The organism is Kribbella sp. NPDC026596, from assembly GCF_040638415.1.
GTDB lineage: Bacteria > Actinomycetota > Actinomycetes > Propionibacteriales > Kribbellaceae > Kribbella.
In genome coordinates, this window is the sequence record NZ_JBEZYF010000151.1 from 1 (window position 1) to 2,811 (window position 2,811).

Annotated in this window: 2 protein-coding genes; one reads left to right on the plus strand and one right to left on the minus strand. The window is 64.5% G+C overall.

Going from position 1 to position 2,811, the window contains the following annotated elements; translation table 11 throughout:
* Positions 1-107 precede the first annotated feature (107 nt).
* Positions 108-839 carry a hypothetical protein gene (locus AB0E63_RS46340; RefSeq protein ID WP_360381284.1) on the minus strand — a complete coding sequence of 244 codons (732 nt, stop codon included), beginning with the start codon at positions 837-839 and terminating at the stop codon, positions 108-110.
* A gap of 604 nt (positions 840-1,443) precedes the next feature.
* On the opposite strand from AB0E63_RS46340, the gene AB0E63_RS46345 reads away from it, so the two are divergent.
* Complete coding sequence (locus AB0E63_RS46345; protein ID WP_360381287.1) at positions 1,444-2,124, plus strand: hypothetical protein; 681 nt, start codon at positions 1,444-1,446, stop codon at positions 2,122-2,124.
* The last annotated feature ends 687 nt before the right edge of the window (positions 2,125-2,811 follow it).

Consider the following 2,811-nt stretch of genomic DNA (forward strand, 5'->3'; position numbering starts at 1 on the left):
CATCCAGCTGAGACCAGCGGCCCACAACCACCCAGCGACCCCGAATCTTCGCGGACCACGGTGCGCCCCGAAGGTGGCGCCGGCCTGCTCAACTGCGAAGAGCCCTTTTACGCCGGCCGAACCTCGATCGGCACAGCCGAGGTCATGGCAGTTGCCTTCTTCGCTGCACGTCGCCGCGGGCTCAGCCATGGCGTCGTACGACGCCACCAGCGCGGAGGGTTCGGCGCCGGTTCCGGATGGAGACGATCGTTCACTGTGGTCAACAGTTGTCCCAGCGCGTCGAGCAGCTCGGCATCGACTTTCGCCCTGCGGGCCTTGGCAGCCTTCGGCCGCCACAGGGCATCCGTGCCATAGGCCTGCATCGCCGCATTCGCGGCCTCACTCAATCGCAGGGCGGCGGTGCGGAACTCAGAGTCCGGCAGGACGGCGACCCTGTTCGTCGCCACCAGAACCTGCTCGAGCCGGACCAGGATCCGATCAACCGCGGCGAGGTCGCGGTCACCGTGGCCGACTGCGACCCGACCCACTTGGGCCATCCCTTGCTTCACGCCGCCGGCCCTGTGTCCGGCGACGAACTCCAGGAACGCCAGCCCGAACATCGTCAGCTTGGGTTGCCAGGAGTTCGACCGGGGCACCGATTCGTACAAGGCGACCTGCAGCGCCGACACCGCGTCGAGAAGCTCCCGCGTCGTCTCCTCGATCTTCGCGTCGGCAGCGCCCGCGCGGTCCCGCGCTCGCTGCCGCTTCTGGAAGCGCTGACTCAACCAGACACCACCCAGGGCAAACGCTCCCGAGGTGACCGAAGCAGCGATGGTGATCGCTGCAGTAAAAGAATCCATGAGCGACAGCGTGGCCTATCCCGGGCGCCGAGGCTGCATACTGTCCAGGTGCTGCTCACTTGGTCCGGCTCTCCGCACCGGGCCGAGCTTCGCCGGCCGTGAGATCCAGTCCATCGAAGCGGCTCCGACTTGGCCGTGTACCCCCAAGTGGCGCATGCTCGGCAGACAGGACGAACTGCACGTAGTCGTGCTGGGTGTGCCGCGGTGAGGCGGGCGCCACCGAGATGTCGAGAAGGAGCTCGCCGGCTTCCGATCGGCTAAGGGAGAGCAGTCCAGGTACCACTGCCAGGTCACCTGTGAGCGTCGCAGGTCAAGCAGGACTTCTCGGCCAGCTGGGCCGCGGCGCTGACAAAGTTGGCTGGCTGATGTTGCTCAAGCAACACGGGAAATCGGGGCCGTCCGTTGGCCTAGGCTGTTCGCTGTGTCTGGTTCCGAGCCGAGGTTCCCCGATGGTGCTGACCGCCTGGTCCGGACCTCAGAAGGTGGCGAAGCCGTCTTTGGTCGAGATGTGCTGGCCAGTCTTGTTGCCAGCCTGGCCGAGGCGACACGACGTCGGCGTACTGGGCGCTCGTGGGGCCCCGGCGTACTTGGGTGCGCCATGTGGATGGATGACCCGGAGCTGATTGATGTGCTCGGCCGCATGGCGAACGTTTGTGTGGTGGTCACCAAGCAACCGCAAGGCAAGTACACAAGGCCCGGGCTGGAGATGCTCACCAAGCTGGCGCAAGAGAGTGGACTGGCGCAGGCTGCTTATCCCGAGCTGGCTGAACTGGCCCCACGCCAAGACGGACGTCCCCTGGTTGTCGGGCCAGGTTCATCCTCGTGGGTCGACAAAGTCGACATTGGTGGAGTGCGTGAGATCGGCTTCCGCAGAGTCGGCAACCGGCTGGTCCCGATCGTGCACGCGAAGATCATGCTGCTGGGGCGTATGGGCTGGACCGATGAACATCCCTCGGGAGATGTGGTCGATCAGCTGTTCTTCGTCCCTGAGAAGCTGTGGATCGGATCCGCCAACTTCACCAAAAGCTCTCGCTCAAGCCTCGAGATGGGCATGTGGACGGAAGATCGCGAGCTGATGGCCGCTGCCAGAGACTGGCTTCTGACGCTCGTAGGATTGTCGGAGCCCTTAGGGTCAGGCCCTGATGATCTCGATCCAGAACTGCTGCCGGTGGAGTACGACGACGCTGCGATCTTCGAGTCCATGCGTGACGAACGCTGGGAACTATTTATGATGACGATTCCGACATCGTCGAGCGATGAACGTACCGGGCAGTTCGCACGCTGAACAACCTGCTTCCCCGCGGGCTGTGGTTTCCAGTCTCGCGGGGCCTTCCGGCCAGCGGGCCTTGACCTGTGTCGACAGGTCGATCCGCCTCCGCCGGCCTGGTGCCGGTCGTGGTGCGAAGTGGTGTCAACACATGCGGGACATGTGGTCGTGGTGCGAACACAGCGAGGGCAAAGTTGGTGGTGGAGACCAGACGAGGCGTTGTCGTTCCTCCTCGCAATGAGTAGGTCGACACGTGGCCCAACCGGAAGCGCGTGGCGCAGAGGCAGCACCCGGTCGCGGGCGTTCGCCGGCTTCAATCTTCTCGCCTCGGTGTGGCCGGACACCGCCAGCTGTGATCCGCAAACTAATCCCGCAACTCTTGTCGGCTACTGATGCGAGACAGGCTGGTGTGCCGACCACCTGACGCGCCGACAACGCACGGATCTGCCGAATTGAGTGCGATCCGGAGCTACGATCCTCCTGCTGTCGGAACTACGGGCCGATAGTGCACGTGGTTGCGTGTCAGGCACTCCGGACCCTACGCGGCGCGACGTGCTCTCGTCCCAATCGTTGCCCCTACGTGCATCCGCACATTCCGCGGATCCGCGCTGTCATGCCGAATTGAGGATGCTCGCCGTACTGGTCGGGACCTACGCTGTACCCGAACCCGCCCAAGGCGCATCTACCCGGTAAGGGTGCGTCCTG

Coding starts and splice junctions, on each gene's coding strand:
- AB0E63_RS46340 (WP_360381284.1), bottom strand. CDS start 839: ATGGATTCTTTTACTGCAGCGATCACCATCGCTGCTTCGGTCACCTCG.
- AB0E63_RS46345 (WP_360381287.1), top strand. CDS start 1,444: ATGGATGACCCGGAGCTGATTGATGTGCTCGGCCGCATGGCGAACGTT.